12 protein-coding genes and 2 pseudogenes are annotated in these 16,325 nt (G+C 61.7%); 7 read left to right on the top strand and 7 right to left on the bottom strand.

All coding sequences use genetic code 11. From position 1 onward, the window contains the following. Positions 1 to 292: pseudogene (locus tag PKKP23_RS32200) on the bottom strand (IS6 family transposase); the annotation flags it as partial. Between the two features lie 42 nt (positions 293 to 334). Here PKKP23_RS32200 and PKKP23_RS32195 point away from each other — a divergent pair. The 4 genes and pseudogenes from PKKP23_RS32195 to PKKP23_RS32185 form a co-directional block, all read left to right on the top strand. Further along, positions 335 to 1,708: pseudogene (locus PKKP23_RS32195) on the top strand (Tn3 family transposase); the annotation flags it as partial. A 54-nt stretch (positions 1,709 to 1,762) separates the two neighbouring features. Continuing rightward, complete coding sequence (locus PKKP23_RS33905) at positions 1,763 to 2,062, top strand: hypothetical protein (protein ID WP_161978195.1); 300 nt, start codon at positions 1,763 to 1,765, stop codon at positions 2,060 to 2,062. Then, positions 2,059 to 2,322, top strand: a complete 264-nt coding sequence (locus tag PKKP23_RS33900; RefSeq protein ID WP_161978194.1) for a hypothetical protein — start codon at positions 2,059 to 2,061, stop codon at positions 2,320 to 2,322. The genes PKKP23_RS33905 and PKKP23_RS33900 overlap by 4 nt, the downstream gene beginning before the upstream one ends. Before the next feature lie 73 nt (positions 2,323 to 2,395). After that, positions 2,396 to 2,968: a hypothetical protein gene (locus PKKP23_RS32185; RefSeq protein ID WP_126879910.1), complete on the top strand. Its 573-nt coding sequence runs from the start codon at positions 2,396 to 2,398 to the stop codon at positions 2,966 to 2,968. 30 nt (positions 2,969 to 2,998) lie between these two features. Here PKKP23_RS32185 and PKKP23_RS32180 read toward each other — a convergent pair whose 3' ends face one another. Further along, entirely contained in the window at positions 2,999 to 4,192 is a 1,194-nt protein-coding gene (locus PKKP23_RS32180; protein WP_176049186.1) for a tyrosine-type recombinase/integrase, read from the bottom strand. A gap of 177 nt (positions 4,193 to 4,369) precedes the next feature. On the opposite strand from PKKP23_RS32180, the gene PKKP23_RS32175 reads away from it, so the two are divergent. The 3 genes from PKKP23_RS32175 to PKKP23_RS32165 all read left to right on the top strand — a co-directional run bounded on the left by PKKP23_RS32175 (position 4,370) and on the right by PKKP23_RS32165 (position 8,904). Continuing rightward, on the top strand, positions 4,370 to 5,323 hold the full coding sequence (locus PKKP23_RS32175; RefSeq protein ID WP_126879909.1) for a DNA-binding protein: 954 nt from the start codon (positions 4,370 to 4,372) through the stop codon (positions 5,321 to 5,323). Positions 5,324 to 5,413: 90 nt separating this feature from the next. Beyond that, on the top strand, positions 5,414 to 5,887 hold the full coding sequence (locus PKKP23_RS32170) for a 3'-5' exonuclease family protein (protein WP_126879908.1): 474 nt from the start codon (positions 5,414 to 5,416) through the stop codon (positions 5,885 to 5,887). A 35-nt stretch (positions 5,888 to 5,922) separates the two neighbouring features. Continuing rightward, positions 5,923 to 8,904, top strand: a complete 2,982-nt coding sequence (locus PKKP23_RS32165) for a Tn3 family transposase (RefSeq protein ID WP_126879907.1) — start codon at positions 5,923 to 5,925, stop codon at positions 8,902 to 8,904. Positions 8,905 to 8,997: 93 nt separating this feature from the next. On the opposite strand, the gene PKKP23_RS32160 is transcribed toward PKKP23_RS32165, so the two are convergent. From PKKP23_RS32160 to PKKP23_RS32140, 5 genes are all read right to left on the bottom strand, one after another. After that, complete coding sequence (locus PKKP23_RS32160) at positions 8,998 to 10,092, bottom strand: porin (protein ID WP_126879906.1); 1,095 nt, start codon at positions 10,090 to 10,092, stop codon at positions 8,998 to 9,000. 129 nt (positions 10,093 to 10,221) lie between these two features. Beyond that, complete coding sequence (locus PKKP23_RS32155; protein WP_126879905.1) at positions 10,222 to 11,652, bottom strand: mannose-1-phosphate guanylyltransferase/mannose-6-phosphate isomerase; 1,431 nt, start codon at positions 11,650 to 11,652, stop codon at positions 10,222 to 10,224. Continuing rightward, positions 11,653 to 12,867: a capsular polysaccharide export protein, LipB/KpsS family gene (locus PKKP23_RS32150; protein ID WP_161978193.1), complete on the bottom strand. Its 1,215-nt coding sequence runs from the start codon at positions 12,865 to 12,867 to the stop codon at positions 11,653 to 11,655. Between the two features lie 805 nt (positions 12,868 to 13,672). Continuing rightward, positions 13,673 to 14,878: a glycosyltransferase family 4 protein gene (locus PKKP23_RS32145; protein ID WP_126879903.1), complete on the bottom strand. Its 1,206-nt coding sequence runs from the start codon at positions 14,876 to 14,878 to the stop codon at positions 13,673 to 13,675. A 2-nt stretch (positions 14,879 to 14,880) separates the two neighbouring features. After that, a complete protein-coding gene (locus PKKP23_RS32140) occupies positions 14,881 to 16,164 on the bottom strand; it encodes a capsule biosynthesis protein (protein WP_126879902.1) in 1,284 nt (427 codons plus the stop codon). Positions 16,165 to 16,325: the final 161 nt, after the last annotated feature.

The following is a 16,325-nucleotide window of genomic DNA, read 5'->3' as shown; positions in this document are numbered from 1 at the left end:
CCACCGCGCGCCACAGCACATACGGCGCGCCTCGCAGTTTCACGAACAGCTCATCGAGGTGCCACGTCGTGCCCGGCCTGAGGCGCACGGCCTTCGCACAATGCGCAAACTGCGCGCCGAATCGGTCACACCAGTTGCGCACCGATTCGTATGTCACCTCCACGCCGCGCTCGAGCAGCAGTTCCTCTATATCGCGCAGGCTCAGGTTGAAGCGGTGGTACCAGCGCACCGCGCAGCTGATGATCGCTGCCGGGAAACGGTAGCCGTGAAATGAGCAGCGGGTCTTTGTCATCTGACCATTCTAGCCGCCTGCATCACCAAGTTGACATTGCCGAAACAAGGCAAGCTGACGCACCTGGAATACGACAAGGATACGCAGAAACTGATCTGGCGCAAGCCGAAAAGCGAGAACCAGAAGGTGCGTGAGCAGGCATTCTACGAGCAACTGCCGTTCTGCGATGTCGCTGACGTGTTCCGCTTCGTCAACGGCCAGTGCCAGTTCCTGTCGGCACTAACGCCATTGCAGCCGCGCTACGCGAAGAAGGTGGCGGACGCCGACAGCCTGATGGCGGCGATCATCGCTCAGGCCATGAACCATGGCAACCAGGTCATGGCGCGCACCAGTGACATTCCGTACCACGTGCTGGACAGTACCCACCAACAATACCTGCGTCAGGCAACGCTGCACGCAGCCAACGACTGCATCAGCAATGCCATCTCCACGCTGCCAATCTTCCCGCACTACTCATTCGATCTCGATGCGCTGTACGGCGCCGTCGATGGGCAGAAATTCGGCGTCGAGCGCCCGACCGTGAAAGCGCGTTACTCGCGCAAATACTTCGGCCGCGGCAAGGGCGTCGTCGCCTACACGCTTCTATGCAACCATGTCCCGTTGAATGGCTACCTGATCGGCGCGCACGAATACGAGGCGCACCACGTGTTCGACATCTGGTATCGCAATACGTCGGACATCGTACCGACCGCGATCACCGGCGACATGCACAGCATCAACAAGGCGAACTTCGCTATCCTGTACTGGTTCGGGCTGTGCTTTGAGCCGCGCTTCACAAACCTCGATGACCAGTTGCAGGAATTGTATTGCATCGATGACCTGACGCTGTACGAGAAGTACCTGATTCAGCCGGCCGGACAAATCGACCGGCAGCTCATCACCAGCGAGAAGGCAAATATCGATCAGATCGTCGCCACGCTGGGCCTCAAAGAGATCACGCAGGGCTCGCTGATCCGCAAACTATGCACGTACTCGCAGGAAAACCCAACACGCCGCGCGATCTTCGAGTTCGACAAGCTCATCCGCAGCATCTACACGTTGCGTTACCTGCGCGACCCGCAGCTCGAGCGGAACGTGCCTCGTTCGCAAAACCGCCTCGAGTCCTACCATCAGCTTCGTTCGAGCATCGCTCAGGTCGGCGGCAAGAAGGAATTGACCGGTCGCACGGACATCGAAATCGAGATCAGCAACCAGTGCGCCCGGCTGATCGCCAACGTGATCATTTTTTACAACTCGGCGATTCTGTCGCGACTACTGACGAAATGGGAGGCCAGTGGCAACACCAAGGCGCTAGCGCGGCTCACGCAGATATCGCCGGCAGCCTGGCGGCATATCCTGTTGAACGGGCACTACACTTTTCAAAGTGACAACAAAATCGACCTGGACGCACTCATTGCAGGGCTCGAATTGGAGTGACCGAATTTTCGGCGGTTTGCTTGAAATCCCTTATCCCTGTTACGGTGGAACACGATGCCCCAACCAAGTGATCCTTTACCCCCAGCCGTGGTCGACACCTGGCGACTGAGCGTCGACACATCGCTGTTTGTGATCGAGATCCTGGCCGACGGCAGCTGGCGACCGGCGGATATTGCGCCGAAGCGGCTGGGCGGCTGGACGATGGAAGTGTTGGCGAACATGCCGCCGACAGTCGATGTCGAGGCCGCGGTACACACCTGGGCGCGACAGTACGGCGCGAATGTAACGATCCGGCGCACGCCAGTGCGCCGGTTTCCCACGCAAGCTGCTTCTTCGAACAGGACGCCAGAATGAACATGCTGAAACGTCGTCTCGATGCGACAGACGAAAAGCGGCAGGAGCTGAAAACGGCCCGCAAAGCGGCAGCCAAGGCGCAACGCCAGCAGGTCAAGCAAACGCGCGCGGATCGCGGGCGAAAGATCATGTTGGCCGGCGAGGCGTTACTGCGGCGTGTCGACCGCGGTGAGTGGGACGAAGCCGATTTCCGCGCGATGATGGACGACTATCTGTCGCGGTCGACCGATCGCGCGCTGTTCGAGCTCGACGACGAATAGCCTTTGATGTTCGACATCGTCGCACCGTACAGCCGGGTCGGCAAATGTCGATTTGCATGACGAAGGATGCCCGATGCTGCCAACGCTTCGCATGAACCGGAATTTTGTCGAGACCTTGCTGGCCGAGCGCGCGCCTTGCTTTGCGATGGGGCTCGTGGCCGAGGGCCAGACGCACTATGCCTGCCTCGCACTGCGGCCGGTGGATGACATTCCGAAAGACGTCACACGCGACGGTTTCAACTTCGGCCACTCGATACGCGGCACCGACGACTTCGAGGTCGTGCACTTCGGCTTCGAGTTTTACGGTTACCGCATCTTCAATGCGCTGATCAATCCGAGCAACTTCATCGCCAGGACAATCCTGGCGCACATGGTCGACACGAAGGCGTTTTTCTTCTTCGCGGTTAACCCGTCAGGCGGCGTGACGGTGTTCAAGGCCGGTATCGGTGAATACAGCCTGGACAGCATCGAGTCCCATCTCGATCGAATATTGAACTCGACCACGACTGATGCTCAGTATGATGCGGCGCTGACGACGTTCAGCGACTATCCGGATCCGGTCGGGCCGATGTTGCACTGGGTTTGCCGGGACTGCGAAGACTGTCTCGATCTCTCCCACAATGTGATCGAACTGGATCCCGCGTAGCGGTCCTAGTGGTCTGCGTGACCGAGACCATTACGGCCACACCGGCCGTCGCTCCAACATTCTTCGGCTGGAATAAGTCGATTGATGTTCACAATGTGGAATGGCGGAATTTTCGGCGGTTCCGGCGTAGATCCCCAGATAGAGCCCTGTCGTCTCAATCGACGCGTGCCGCAGATTCTTCTGGATGAACCGGATGTCGGTGCCGGCATCGGCCTGATGCGACGCCGCGGAGTGGCGCAGCCAGTGCGTCGAAGCGAGGCGTAGCGTCGCCGCGCCCGCGGGGTCGACTGGCTCGAGCGTTTCGGCAGTACGCCGAAACGCCTCCTTCACGATCAGATAGACCGCCGTCGGCGTCAGGTGCCGAGTGGTGTCGCCTGCGATGCTCATGACGGCCGGCGTGGGCTCGTCCGCGCGCGGTAACGACGACAGACCATGAAAGGCGCGGTACCTACCAAACTCAGTCATCAGCGCATCGCTCACGGGCACTTCGCCCTCGGTGCCACCCTTGCCGATCACATGCAGCCACCAGCGACCGCGCCGTTGAACGAAGTCGGACGCCTTCGCTTGCGCCGCCTCGCTCGCGCGTAGCGCCGTGTGATACAGGAGGCGCACGATCCATCGGCTGCGCTCGTAATGCTGACGCTCGCGTGCGGTGGCCTGCGGCCACGTTTCAACGGAATCGAGTACGACCTGCCACAGCGCATGGTCCAGATAGCGCTCCACGCGCCGCGTGCGCAATGCTCGTGTGCCGCGCGCTCGGCGCAGCGCGAGCGGGTTGCCTGCGAGGTAGCCGGCGGCAACCAAGTAGTTGAACAAGCCCGACAGGATACCGAGCGCCTGACGGCGGCTGTGTTCGGCAAGCGGCCCGTCGAACAAGCGCCGTGCCCCGCCGCGACGCGGCAGTGCCGGGTCGGTCCAGTCAGCCGTTGGCGCCGCCAGAAATCGCTCGTACAGCAGGAAGTCCTCGCGCGTGAGGCTCGAGAGCGCTTTACCGAGCGAGCGCGTTGCCCACACGAGAAGGCGCACAGCCTCCTTGCGGTAACTGCGCAGCGTGTGCGGCGAATTCGCATATTCGGCAAGCCACAGGCGCACGGCCTCAAGGTCGGTATCGGCCGAGATTTGTCGATGTGCGCCGTGTGCGCGGTTAGTGCCGGCGCGGCCGTCGAGCGCGACGGGCAGCGTCAGCGGCAGGAGCGATTCGGGGGCTGGGACGGGCACGTTCATCTCTGGCGCGTTTCAAAACGGCGATGCCGCAGCGTACACCAAAATTTATAACGATTATGCGTGTTATCGTAAATTTACAGCATTTATCGTTATGAATATAACGATATACATGGATATACAGATATACTCAGCCCCGGAAAGCCGCCCCCTCGACCACTTTCACGCTGAAATCCACCCATGAGTCGCATCAGTGACACCCGCCTGCGCACCCGTGAAGCCGCCGCGTGCCTTGTCGCCGCAGGGCGGCTCCCCCACGAGCTCACCGTCGACCTGATCTATGCTGAGATCCGCCAGGGCAGCCGCACGACGATCAACGACGAACTGAAGCTTTGGAAAGACGAACAGGCGCGCAACGACGCTCTCGCGGCGGCGCTGCCTGCGCCGGTCGCTGGCGCTATGCTTTCGCTTTGGGCCATCGCCGTCGAGCACGGTGAGCAGGCATTCGCCGCACGCGGCGAGGAACTCGAGCGCGAGGCGGCCGACGCCACGGCGCGGGCTGAATCGCTGGCCACCGCCCACGCGACGCTCGAGGCCCTGGCGCAGACGCTGCGTGCGCAGCTCGAGGAACGTGAGGCGCAACTCACTGCGGTGAACGTCGAGCGCGCGCGTGCGCAAGCCGAGCGCGATGCGGCCGTCCAAGCCGCACAGTCCGCCATCGTCGAACGCGACACCGTGCGCGTCCAGGGTGAGGAGGCGCTGCGCGCGGCGCAGGCGGCGCACACCCGCGAACTCGATGCGGTACGAGCCGAGCGGGTTGCGCAGCAGGCCGCCTTGCGCGTAGAGATCGACACGGCTACGGGGCGGCTCGAAGGCGTGCAAAAGCGCGTCATGCTCCAAACCGAGGAGGCGCGCGACGCGCAGCGCCGCGCGGAAACCGCGCTTGCGAAGGTCCAGCAGCGCAATGAGCAACTGGTCGGCGACGTACAGCGGCTTACGGCCGATGCGGCCGAGCAGCGTCGCCTCGCCGAGCGGCACGAAAAGCAGCTCGCGAGTGTCATGGAGGAAGCGCGTGAGCTGCGGCGCGAGCGCGATTCGCTCGCCCAGGAGATCGCCCTCTTGCGCGGGCAGCTCAGTGCGCGAGGTGCGCCCACGCCGGCGCGAACGACGAAGCGCTCCCGTCAGGCCACCTGATGGAGTAGCTCGCCGCATGCGTCGACGAGCCGCCCGAGGCCCCGCGCTACAATCGCTCGGCCAGGAACGAACCTCTCGGGAACAACAACGATGAACGCCCCGCGCAGTCCGTGGAAGATCCGCTACTTTCTCGACACCGAGTTCACGTCTTTCGACGCCTGCCAGCTCGTTAGCGTCGCGATCGTCGGCGAGGATGGCCGTGAGTTTTACGCCGAGCGCTCGGACTTCGATCGTGCGCTGTGCAGCGATTTCGTTTGCGAGGTTGTGCTCCCGCAACTCGGCCAGTTTCCAGGGCGGGCGATGACGTTCGACCAGTTGAAAAGTGAACTGCTGGCCTGGCTGCAAGCTGTACCGGCCAAGCCGAAACCGGTGCTCTGCTACGACTACGAAGGCGACTTCGTGCTGCTCGGCCAGTTGCTCGGCGGCCCGCTGCCTCGAGGCTGGAAGGCCGAGAATGTCAATCCACGGCTCAACGCCGAACGTCTGGCGACATACTTCGCCGAACACGGAGGCGAACATCATGCGCTGCATGACGCACGGGCCAACGCCTGCGCCTTCATCTGAATGCAGCAGTCCGACAATCGATCCAGTTCGACGGTATGAGCAACGTTCACGACACCGCTTACCCGGTCCTGCCGGCCGAGGTGAGCGACGACGAGCTACGCGCGGTCTATACGCCCAGCGCGGCTGAAATCCGCTTCGTTGGCGGGCTGTTCCGCCAGGCGCCGACGCGTGTTCTCATCCTTACGCAGTTGAAGCTCTTGCAACGGTTTGGATACATGCCGCTCGTATCCGACGTGCCGTCGGCGATCATCGAGCACGTCTGCACGGTGCTCGGCGCACGCCCGGTGCCGCGCACGACGCTCACGCGTTACGACCGCTCGGGCAGCAAGTCGCGGCATCAGAAGATCCTGCGCGAGTACGCCCGCATTCTTCCGCTGGATGCCTCGACCCACGAGCGGCTCGTTTCCTGGGCTGCCAACGCAGCGCGCACCAAGGCCGAACTGCCCGACATCATCAACGTCCTGCTCGAGGAGCTCGTTCGCCATCGCTACGAGTTGCCGCCGCTCGCGACACTCTCGCGCATCGCGAGCCAGGCCCGCAGCCAGCTCAACGAGACCATCTATCTCGCGTTCACCGAGGCGCTGGACGAACCGTCTCGAACACGACTCGACGAGCTTTTCCAAGCCCGCGCAGGCCGAACGGCCTGGGATGAACTGAAGCGCGAACCCAAACGCCCGGGACCGCGCGAGGTGGCAAGCTTTCTCAAGCACATCCAGGCGATGAGCGAATTGGCGGATGGATTGCCGCCGGCGCCGCATATCCTCTCCGTGCCGAAACGCATGCAGCTCGTCACGGAGGCGCGGGCACTCGACATCCATGAAATGCGTGCCCTCAAGCCTGCCAAACGCTACACGCTTGCCGTCCTGTTCATCTTCTCGCAATTGCAGAAAGCGCTCGACGACGTCGCCGAGATCTTCATCAAGACGGTGCGCAACCTGGAGAGCACGGCAAAGCTCCGGCTCGAGCAGTATCGACTGCGACACGCCGATCAGCTGCAATCGCTCGTTAGCCAGTTTCGCGATGTGCTTCATATCCTCCAAGACGACGAGTTGTCCGCGGCCGCGCGCATCGAGCGCATGCGCGTTGCACTCAACGACGACCCGGATTCGGTGTTGGTTCAGTGCAATGAGCATATAGCACAGGCCGGCAACCACACGTTCCCGTTCCTGCTCGCGCCATACCAAAAGCTCCGCTCGCTGCTGTTTCAATGCCTCGACATCCTGTCGGTGAAATCGAGCTCACAGGATGATGCGCTCCTCAAAGCGCTGGATTGGCTGAAGCAATTTCGCTCGTCGCGCCGGGAGTATCTGCTGCTGGGCGAGGCCGACCTTGCCCAATTGCCTCTCGACTGGATTCCGGAAAAGTGGGAGAAGTGCGTGTTTCCGGACGGCCGATCGTCTCGATTGCTGCACCGGAAGTACTTCGAACTGTGCGTGTTCAGCCACCTCATGCGCGAGCTCAACTCGGGAGACGTCTACGTCGAGCACAGCGACCAATACGACGATCCGCGCGAACACCAGGTGTCGTGGGACGAATTCCGTGACGAGCTGCCTCGCTACAGCGAACTTGTCGACTTCCCCGTCGACGGCAGCGCCTTCGTGCGACAACTAAAGGACGAACTGAGCGCGCTGGCCGACGCGGTCGATACGGCGTTTCCGGAAAACGACCACGTGGAGATCGGCGAGCAGGGGCTGATCCTCCACAAGCTGGAGAAAAAGCCCGATCCCCCGAACATGGCGCTCATCGACCAGGCCATCACGGCGTCGATGCGGCCCGTCAGCATTCTCGACATCCTGACCGAGACCGAGCAGTGGCTGGATCTGCACAAATTCTTCGGCCCGCTCTCGGGCTTCGAGGCCAAGGTCGACGAGCCGCGCAAGCGCTTTATCACGACGCTGTTCTGCTACGGTTGCAACCTCGGCCCGACACAGACGGCACGCTCGGTGAAGAATCTCAGCCGCAAGCAAGTCGCCTGGCTAAATTTGCGCCACGTCACCGAGGAACGGCTCGACAAGGCCATCGTCAAAGTCATCAACGCCTTCAATCAATTCACGTTGCCGAAATTCTGGGGCTCCGGCAGCCGCGTGTCGGCCGACGGCACGAAGTGGAACCTCTACGAGCAGAATCTGCTGTCCGAGTACCACATCCGGTACGGCGGCTATGGCGGCATCGGCTATTACCACGTCTCGGACAAGTACATCGCGCTGTTCAGCCACTTCATTCCCTGTGGCGTCCACGAAGCCGTCTACATCCTCGACGGGCTCATCAAGAACACCTCCGACGTGCAGCCCGATACCGTCCACGGCGACACGCACGCGCAAAGCGCGCCGGTCTTCGCGCTCGCGCATTTGCTTGGCATCAAGCTGATGCCGCGCATCCGCGACGTCAAGGATCTGGTCTTCTACAAGGCCGATCGGCGCCGGCGGTACAAGAACATCGAGTCGTTGTTTCGGGCAAGCATCGACTGGGCGCTGATCGAGCGGCACTTCGCGGACATGCTGCGCGTGGCCATTTCGATCAAGGCCGGCCGGATGACGCCATCAACGATCCTGCGCCGCCTCGGCTCGGAGAGCGTGAAGAACAAGCTGTATTTCGCGTTCCGCGAGCTCGGGCGCGTCGTGCGCACGATGTTCCTGCTGCGCTACATCAATGAACCGGACATGCGGCGCACAATCCACGCCGCAACGAACAAAAGCGAGCAGTTCAACGACTTCGCGAAGTGGCTGATGTTCGGTGGGGATGTGATCGCGGAGAATCTGCGGCACGAGCAGCGCAAGGTCATCAAGTACAACCAGCTCGTCGCGAACATGGTCATCCTCTACAACGTGCAGTGGATGTCCAGAAAGCTGAAGGAATTGCAGGCCAAGCGCCATCCGGTCGACGCCGAGGTGCTGCGAGCGCTTTCGCCGTACCGCCGGGAACACGTCAACCGGCTCGGCTCCTATTTGCTGGATCTCCAGCGGAAGGTTCCGCCGCTTGATCCGAGCATTGATTTCGCTTTTGAATCAGCGGCTTAAAGTGCTTTTGGCGAAAATTTTACGAATCCCGGCCGACCCTCCAAAAGACATTATGGGAAAGCTGCATGTCCCCGGCTCCCCCCTCCGTTTTCACTAAAACTTATGCCGGAGCCCGACCCGCCCAACGAATTGGTGGTCACCCGACGAAGCCCCTGTCGTTCCGACGATCCATGCTGGTCCAGCAGCACCCGTTGCCTGCTGATAGAAAGCCTGAGCGTATACGTCGGTCCGTTTCGACAAGGCGTAGTCCGCCATCGCGCCGCCTTCATGCCAATGTCCTTTCGCGACGCCCCCTGTCGACACACCTTCCCTCACATGGGTATAGTCATACATCGCGCCCAGCGAAAACGCCGGTGTCAAGGCAAACCGTGCATTCACTTCGTAGTTCTGGAAAATCATGGAGGAGAAGCCAACGAGATTGTGGACGTTCGTGTATGAAAACACTCCGCCCAGCGTAATCTGCCCAAGCGTCACATTGACGCCCGCAGCCGCAACGCGCTGCCAACCCGCAGTGGCAAACGGGTCGCCGTCCGTCACAGCGCCAAACGTGGTCCTCGACTGCTTGTTAACGTTCAGGTACGCGGCACCGATGACCACCGGACCGTTGCTGTAGGAGCCGCCTGCGCTCCATGCACGGTTCGTCTTCGTGCCGCCGGGATCATTGCTGAAACCGTAGAGGCCTCCGAACTGCAAGCCTCCAAAGATCGGGCTCGTGTACTTCACCGAATTGTTGATGCGGAAAGAGTTGTCTGTATTGTCGTTGTCGAAAGGATGCGAGAAGACCTCGCCGCCCCAACTGCCATTGGCTGTGAGCGGGCCTACGTAGTCCACCACAGAGTCGTATTGGCGCCCCATGGTCAGCGTGCCTGCAGTTGCTGAATTCATCCCCACATACGCCTGCCGCCCAAACATCCGGCCACCTTGGTCAAGCGCGCCGTTGTTGACATCGAAACCGTTTTCGAGCCGGAAAACAGCCTCCAGGCCCCCGCCGAGTTCTTCCTTGCCGGCCAATCCCCAGCGACTACCCTGAGCAACACCGCTTTCCATCTGGTACGCTCGCTTTCCGGCCACGTTCGATGTGAAATCGAAGCCCTCGTCAACGAGGCCGTAAAGCGTCACACTGCTCTGGGCCGATGATACTGACGAAAGTAGGCCTAGAACCGCGCCCACAAAGATCAGTTTCTTCATTGCTTTTCTCCCTGTTCTCGAGCCATGGTGAATTGGCGCGGGGGCGGCTCGTTCTCCCCTGTTGCCCATCCTGTTTGCCGCTCGGACGTCGTAGACCTGTCGGTTCTGACCCGCTAGTTGCGCGGCATATCACACAGATAAGGCGCGTCCATAGGTATCCTCCAGCCTTACGATGTCGTCCTCGCCGAGGTAGGCCCCCGACTGCACTTCAATCAATTCGAGCGGAATTTTTCCGGGGTTGCTGAGCCGGTGCGTCGTACCAACGGGGATATACGTAGACTGGTTCTCACTGAGCATGACCTGCTGCGTGCCGTTGGTGACGAGCGCAGTACCCTTGACAACGATCCAGTGCTCGGCCCGGTGGTGGTGCATCTGCAGGCTCAACTGTGCCGAGGGATTCACGACGATCCGTTTCACCTGGAACCGGTCGCCGCGGTCGATGCCTTCGAACGAGCCCCACGGCCGTACCACGCGCCGATGGGAGACCGATTCGCCGCGGCCTGATGCGTTCAATGCCTCCACGATCTTGCGAACATCCTCGACCCGGTCGCGTCGTGCCACGAGCAGGGCATCGGCAGTCTCGACAATCACGAGATCGTCTACCCCGATGGCTGCAATCAGGCGGTGCTCGGAACGGATGTAGCAGCGCGACACACCCTCGGTCAGCACGTCGCCGGTCACGACATTGCCGTCGCTGTTGGCAGGCGCGATGTCGGCGAGCGCACTCCACGAACCGATGTCGCTCCAACCGATCCGATCAGCGACGACGACCGCAGCCCTGTCGGTGCGCTCCATCACTGCGTGGTCGATCGAGATACCCGGGCAGGCCGAGAAGTGCATCTCGTCGAGAAACACAAAGAGACCATCACGATTCGCATGCCACCAAGCCATTTCAGCCTCCGCCAGCAGCTTTGGCTCGCAGCGGCGGAGTTCGTCAATACAGGCCGAAGCCTTCATCATGAACATGCCGCCATTCCACAGATACCGGCCATCGGCCAGCAGTGAGCGGGCCGTGTCGGCATCGGGCTTCTCCACGAAACGGTCGACGGCATACACACCGTCCAGCCCGTCGAGGGCAACCCCACGTTCGATGTAGCCGTAGCCGGTATGAGGCTCCGTTGGCTGAATGCCGAATGTAACGAGATGTCCCTTCTGCGCCGCCACGGCCGCCTGGGCGACGACTGCGGCAAACGCTTCGCCGTCCGCAATGATGTGATCCGAAGGAAGCACCAGGAGCATGGCCTCAGGCGAATCCTCAAGCGCCATCTTGGCCGCCACGGCAATGGCGGGCGCGGTGTTGCGCCCCACCGGCTCAAGCGCGACAGCAAGCGGCACGATACCGGCCTGATGCACCTGCTCTGTTACAAGAAAGCGCTGCTCGCTGTTTGCCACAACGATGGGAGGCATCGCACCCTCGATCTGTGCAGCACGCAGCGCCGTCTGCTGCAGAAGACTGTGCTCACCGGCAAGCCGTAGATACTGCTTGGGATAGCTGCCACGCGACAGTGGCCACAGGCGCGTGCCGTTTCCGCCGGCCAGGATGACGGGATAGATCCGCATTTATTCCTTCGTTTGGGTTGCTGAATGGTCACGGCACATGGGAGCCGTGTGTGCGCGTCCACGCCGACCAGCAATACGGTCGTGTGCCAGCCACGCTGAAACATTGCGCAGCCAGCGCCATGCCCTCATAAGACCGCGCGGGACGTGCCATCGCGTCGCTACGCGAGGTCGGCACGCCTGCGCTGCGAGCAACGATACGACCGCCTCCGGCGTCGTGAACACGCCTAGCTGCCAGTCCCAATACAGCGGATAGCGCAGCAGTGCACCCGCTGCCAGCATGTCGAGGGTAAGCAGGCGTGTACGCGCGGGAATGTCTGTGATGGCGTCATGCGTCAGTCCCCAGCCGGCATAGAACGGCATGCCGTACGTGAAGACAGCTTTGTCGCGAAGCAACGCGTCGAAGCCCACTAGCGATGTCAGCGTGTGAACCTCGTCGGCCGCTTCGATCAGCGACACGATGTCCGCCTCCGTATCGACGACGTCCACCATGGCCTGTAAAGGCGGATCGTTTCTCAATCCGACGCGATTGCCTGCAGTCACGTCGGGATGTGGCCGGTACACGAGCCACATGTTCGGACGCCGTTTGCGGACTTCGACAAGCAGGGCTTCGATCGCATAAATATCCGGGCAACCGAGGCACACCGACGCATCGTCCGCCACCTGCCCGGGCACTAGAACGACCCGCAAACCAGCAGGCGGGGTCCAGGCCGGGCGGCGGCGCCCCAGGTTGTACTTGGTCAATCCGGCGGCGACGATACTTTCACGTAACACCCGCGCTCTATCGAGTTCGGCCTCGTCAAACGTCGCCTCGTTGAGCAAGGCAACAAGGTCGCCGGGATGCTGCGGGTCGAAATATATCCCTGTACGATCCATTACCTGGCTGCGGGGAGCTGACAGATCGGAACCCAGACCGCATGAGTGCAGGAAGCCGTCTTCGACGGTCAGCTGCTTGCCTGTGAGGAGTGTCGAGCCATCGCTCATGGCACCCCACATGGCGATACAGTCGCGGGCATCAGCGGCAGAGGCTCTCCCTGTCCAGCGAACCTGCGCCCTGCCTGCTTCCAGAAACGGCCTGACGAAGGGGCGCTTCCAGAGCTGGAATCCGCAGGCGGTGATTGAACCAATATCGCCGTACCGCTGTGCGACCTCGTTCTGCAGTTCGATGCTTGCGATGACAGCTTCAAGCTGCCCTTGTACGTGCGTCGCGGGATCCACGTAGCGCGCAAGCCGCACAAAGATCGCATAGAACAGTGCTCCACGTGTGGGCGAAGAGCGTCGGCCCGGCTGAGGAAGACAGTCATCGGTCAACCCCCAGCCCGCGTAATACGGAGTACCGAACACATGGACGGTAGCCCCCCAAGCAGCGCATATAGACCCTCGGTCGCGCCCAGCGTGTACACGTGCCGCGCATCGGGCAGGGTCTCCCGGAAGGTGTGGAGCGACTTGATTGTGCACGTATCGAGCAGGACTGGCGACTTCAGTGTGTCCGAAAGCCATGCACCACTTCCTCCATCGGCGGAACGGACAACCCAAATCGCTTCGCCAGGGTGCCGGCATCGCGCGATCCGAAGCAGGCTGCGGAAACGCTCCCGCCGCTCGCGCGCAGAACCTGCAAACGGATCGCCCGACGACACGCGCTCATCCACGATGACAACCAGCTTCCCGCGGGGTATTCCGCACCGGCCCGCATGCGGCGCTGCGCCGGTATATGCCGCAAGCAGTCGCTTCATCAGGGCGTCTTCTCGTCCGTTACCGGGATTCTCTTCCAGCGCCTGGTTCAACGCGTCAATGAACACCGCCTCAACATGGCCTGTTGCCGGCACCTGGAACCAGGAGAGTGGTCTGCGCAAAGCCGTCTGGACGAACGAAACAGGGCCGCCCCATGCGAGCGTTGGTTCCTGTCCCGACAGCCACAGCGTCAACCTGGCAAGGCGGTGTATGTGCCGGTCTATCCAAACGGGTGCCCTGAGCCCATTTGCAGAGCCTGCCGACAGGCATACCCGTTGGTGCGTCCTGATGCTCATGGGGCTATCCCGTCGAGAAATCGGTCGAGGGCGGCAAAGTGCTCAGGCCAGGTGGGCGCGCAAAAGCCTGCGAGGCGTGCCATCTGCCGTTCGCGATCCATACTGGACGGCTCCCCATACGACCGTACGCGCGCAAGCCAACTTGCCCCATCCAGTGGATCGAGATAATCGGGGACCTCGCCCGCCACCTCGCGAAAAGCGGCGAGATTGCTGGCGAGTACCGGCACGCCCATCGAAAGAGCTTCGGCGAGTGGAAGACCATATCCCTCGATGAACGACGGAAAGAGCAACGCTCGGGCACCACGAAGCTGCGCGAGCATGACCTCATCAGGGCAGTCCGGCAGATGAATGACGGCGTCGCGAAGTTCGCGGCACTGGCTGAGCATGTCTAGCTCATTGCCGCACTTCCACCCAGGACGACCGATAACGACAAGCCGCGGTGCCTGGTTGCCACACTGGGCAATCAGCTCACGCCACAGATGCAGGATGAACCAGTGATTTTTCCTCGGCTCTATCGTTCCAACCATGACGAAATACGGACGACCAGATGCCTGGGGCGGCAATCGAAGGGCCTCCGGCGTGTCCACCCCGAGTCTCGCCACCGTGGTGGGCGGCATGAGCATTCCGCGGTTCCGGGCAAATACCGCCAGCGCATCGAGCGTCGCCTGCGAATTGGTGACGATTCCTGCCGCCCAGCGAAGCGCGGTGCACATCCTGCGCGTATGCTGCCGCACGCTGGCTGATCGGCAATAATGCGGGTGCGTGACGGGAATGAGGTCATGCACCATGACAATCGTGCGGAAGCCTCTCGCCCACAGCACGCGAAAGTAGCGGGCATGCTCGAGTCCGGAGTGGATGGTGTGAAGAACCGTCCCCCCTTTCATATGCGCGGGCGGTTGCGGACGGGCCTGATTTGCTGTGACGGCCCCTGCGAGCGCGCAAAGCCGCGAGACAGGCAGACCCGTGCCGGTTGTGCCGAGTAGCAACGCGAACACACGCTCCGACGCTGCGCGCGTGAACGCCACGGGAACGCCGCGGATCGCGATGAGTGCTTCTGCCTGTCCGGCATAGCGCCGCACGTATGCAAGCCCGACACGATCCACGCCGGTCGGGCGGATACCACGCACCCAGCGCTGAACGAGCCGTGTGACGTCAAGCCTTACGGGTCCCGACGCCAGGCCTGCATATGCTTTCGCACCCATCGTCAAACGATCTCCTTCTCGGGTGCACGGCTGGCCGGGGATTCACTGTTGCCTGGGTGCATGCCGGGCTTTGACGCATCGTTACGCGACACCTCGCACTGCATGTCGTGCGCAGTTGTCAGCGCTGCGACATCAGGTTGGGCGTGCGCGGCGACATCGCTGCACAGGATCGAACCGTGAAACATTCCGGGCTCTACGTTACCGGCATAGAAGCTGCCGTTCAGTTGCGTGTGATCAATCAGCCAATGACGAAAGCGCCGATACAGAACCATGTCGGGCCTGAACGTATGGGCTTCCCCCCAGAACGCATCGAGATCGCCCTGAAACACCAGTCCCACGATGTCGTAAACCGGCTCGCCGAGCGCCTTCACCGCAAGGCCGTGATGCACCCCCGACAGGCCCACCGTACTGTTCACGACGACGAGGCCAGCGGCGTGCGCGAGCAGCGTGGGAAGATGCTGATCGTGGATGTACAACACCCGGCCAACGACCCCGTATTCACGACACAGTTGCCGGATGAACTGGCCATAGTCGTTGTGCCCGCGGTCCAGCGGATGATGCTTGAACACGAGAACGAACGATGGCGCACAATGGTCCGCGAATGAAGCGATAACCTCACGGATGAATTCCCCGATGGACCCGTAGCGCGAATGCACATGAATCTGCGAATCCGTCGCCGTCTGCAGCGACACCAGGAAGTACCGCCGGCTCATCGTCTGCGTCAGTTGCCGCGTCACGTCGCGCTCACACACCGCGTACAAAAGCTTGCGCCAGCCCGCGCGCAGCCAGACAAATGCCTCCAGAAGCGACAGCCGCCGATGATGGCGATATTGCGGGAAGAAAACGGCTCCTAGCGACCCGGCAAGGAAATACAGCGCGCCCCACAGCGCAAGCCATACGAACACGTTACCCACTTGTTGTTCCAGCACGTCTGGCTGATCCGGAAGAGACTGGTAGAAGCCGGCATCGCGCGGCACCTTCGAATGGCCGTTGGTGCCGTCCCGCTCCATCGTGACGAAGTCTGGCCGCACATAGCCCTCTTCGAACACCCACACTTCGATCGAGCGCGATCGCGCCAGTCGCGACGCCGTTGCGTGATAGGAGCGGCAGTCGCCGAACAGGAACACAGCATCGATCTGCCTGCGCTGAAGGAACATTTCGAGGAATGCCGGCCAGTCGGAGGGCGAGCCCGTGTAATTGACCGACCCGGCGGGGAAGAACAGCCAGTCGCCCGCGTTGAAGTTGATCTTGCAAACCGAATGCGCGCCCGCTTCCTTCAGACGCATGGAGAGGCGTCTGAAAAAAGGCCCAACCGGTCCCAGAGGTGGGGCCAGAAATTCGGACAGGTCGGCAAGTGGAACGGCCGGGACCTGAGCTGGTCATAGGACCAGCAAGAGGACCCCAAAGATGACAAAAAGAAGCCGCCGGTCGCATAGCCCGGCATTCA

Origin of the sequence: Paraburkholderia kururiensis JCM 10599 = LMG 19447 (assembly GCF_003986935.1) — a bacterium.
GTDB lineage: Bacteria > Pseudomonadota > Gammaproteobacteria > Burkholderiales > Burkholderiaceae > Paraburkholderia > Paraburkholderia kururiensis.
Note: the sequence above shows the minus strand (reverse complement) of the source record. Positions and strands in the feature narration are given on the sequence as shown.

Bases quoted from the DNA above. Each gene is read 5' to 3' on its own strand.
- PKKP23_RS32160 (WP_126879906.1), bottom strand. From the start codon at position 10,092: ATGAAGAAACTGATCTTTGTGGGCGCGGTTCTAGGCCTACTTTCGTCA.
- PKKP23_RS32155 (WP_126879905.1), bottom strand. From the start codon at position 11,652: ATGCGGATCTATCCCGTCATCCTGGCCGGCGGAAACGGCACGCGCCTG.
- PKKP23_RS32170 (WP_126879908.1), top strand. From the start codon at position 5,414: ATGAACGCCCCGCGCAGTCCGTGGAAGATCCGCTACTTTCTCGACACC.
- PKKP23_RS32165 (WP_126879907.1), top strand. From the start codon at position 5,923: ATGAGCAACGTTCACGACACCGCTTACCCGGTCCTGCCGGCCGAGGTG.
- PKKP23_RS33900 (WP_161978194.1), top strand. From the start codon at position 2,059: ATGAACATGCTGAAACGTCGTCTCGATGCGACAGACGAAAAGCGGCAG.
- PKKP23_RS32145 (WP_126879903.1), bottom strand. From the start codon at position 14,878: ATGGGTGCGAAAGCATATGCAGGCCTGGCGTCGGGACCCGTAAGGCTT.
- PKKP23_RS33905 (WP_161978195.1), top strand. From the start codon at position 1,763: ATGCCCCAACCAAGTGATCCTTTACCCCCAGCCGTGGTCGACACCTGG.
- PKKP23_RS32140 (WP_126879902.1), bottom strand. From the start codon at position 16,164: ATGCGTCTGAAGGAAGCGGGCGCGCATTCGGTTTGCAAGATCAACTTC.
- PKKP23_RS32175 (WP_126879909.1), top strand. From the start codon at position 4,370: ATGAGTCGCATCAGTGACACCCGCCTGCGCACCCGTGAAGCCGCCGCG.
- PKKP23_RS32180 (WP_176049186.1), bottom strand. From the start codon at position 4,192: ATGAACGTGCCCGTCCCAGCCCCCGAATCGCTCCTGCCGCTGACGCTG.
- PKKP23_RS32185 (WP_126879910.1), top strand. From the start codon at position 2,396: ATGCTGCCAACGCTTCGCATGAACCGGAATTTTGTCGAGACCTTGCTG.